At 64.2% G+C, this 1,360-nt stretch carries 3 protein-coding genes; 1 reads left to right on the top strand and 2 read right to left on the bottom strand.

What is annotated here, in order from left to right; genetic code table 11:
- On the top strand, positions 1-185 hold a 185-nt coding region (locus tag AC11W3_RS00915; protein ID WP_484092341.1), incomplete at its 5' end, for a hypothetical protein.
- Here the strand turns inward: AC11W3_RS00915 and AC11W3_RS00910 are convergent.
- Both AC11W3_RS00910 and AC11W3_RS00905 read right to left on the bottom strand, forming a co-directional pair.
- Positions 186-710 carry a transposase gene (locus AC11W3_RS00910; protein ID WP_484092340.1) on the bottom strand — a complete coding sequence of 175 codons (525 nt, stop codon included), beginning with the start codon at positions 708-710 and terminating at the stop codon, positions 186-188.
- A 71-nt stretch (positions 711-781) separates the two neighbouring features.
- A complete protein-coding gene (locus AC11W3_RS00905; protein WP_484092339.1) occupies positions 782-1,336 on the bottom strand; it encodes a transposase in 555 nt (184 codons plus the stop codon).
- Positions 1,337-1,360 lie beyond the last annotated feature (24 nt).

The raw sequence follows: 1,360 nt of genomic DNA, 5'->3' as shown, positions 1-1,360 counted from the left end.
CCCGTAGAGGATTTCTCAAATTAGCCGGCGTGCTGAGCGCCGCCTACTGGCTCGGGCCAAAGCTGATGATTGGCGGCAAGGCGTATGCCCAGATTCCGGGTGGGACGCTCGCCCCAAAGGACGTGCCGAAGTACGTTACGCCGCTGCTGATACCCCCTGTGATGCCGAAGGCGCCTAGTGCATAATCAAGCAGCTTTTTGGGTAATTGTGAGACGCGGCGTCGGCGGACAGCCAGAGTAAGCACAGACGCGGCTTTGCAATTCGGTGGCGGTCAAGACCTGCTCGGGTTCCAGCACGGCCCGTTTTCCATGCACCCACTTGGGGTCCATGGGATTGAGCCAGGGACTTCGGCTGGGTAACCGACAGGCGAGGATGCGGACGCCCTGCCGGGTCTGCTTCACGGTCCGGTTGTGGACGCGCAGCCATGCCCGCACTGCCTGACTCGTATGCCAGGAAGCATTATCCCAGATCAGCAGTAGGGTCTGCTGGCCCAGGACGGCCAACTGATCGCTGCACCAGGCCAGACAGTGGAGGGTGATCTCACTGACGGGCTGGCCAGTCGCAAAGCGCAGCCAGACCTGCTCGGGGATAGTCGGGGTCGAGCGGACCAACAGGCCGTAACAGGCCAGCGCGTTGGGATCGGGATCGGCCTTCGCGACGGCCTTTTGTACCAACCGCAGTGCGCTGCCGATCGGTGCCCAGCTATGCAAGTCGGGCTGCGCCAGGCGACTCCACCAGACCTCATCGGCAAACCCGAGCGCCCACCCAGGACCGGTCGCGGCTAAGCGGATGAGTCGGTCGCGCTGTTTTTTTTCCGGACGTACGCCGGGTCGGGGCTGGTGATCCAGTGCTTGGCCCGCTTCCAGCCGACCTGCAGTTGCCGGAGCGCCCACCGGCTCGCTTCCCCGCTCCCCAAGCGTGGGGTGATGCCTTGCGCATAGGCCACCTGCGCCACCAGCGGCAGCGTCCAGACGCTGGTCGGATGGCCAAACTGCCGGGGACGGTGATGGAGCAGGTCCCGTAACTGCTCCCGGCGGGCCGCGTCGAAGACCGCCTGGGGCATCCGGTGGGGCGCCTTGGATGGGGGCTGGAGCACCGCCAGCCGGTGGCAGTGAAAGGCAGAAATGACATTGCGGACGGTCTGGTCACCACAGCTTAATTGCTCGGCAAGTTCGCGGGCATGGCCGCCCCGCTGACTGGCCAGGCGGATTTGGCAGCGGCGCACCGTAAAACGGTGCGGCGACCGTAGCCCCGCTCTCAGCGCCTGCGCTTCCTCGGGTGTAAGGGAACGAAGAGTGATCGGTTTACGCATGCATTGCAGGATCCCATAGTTCACATCATCCTGCTTGTGACTGCACTA

Source organism: Geomonas sp., assembly GCF_056994735.1.
The sequence above is the reverse complement of the archived record's forward strand: the minus strand, read 5'-3'. Positions and strand labels throughout refer to the sequence as shown.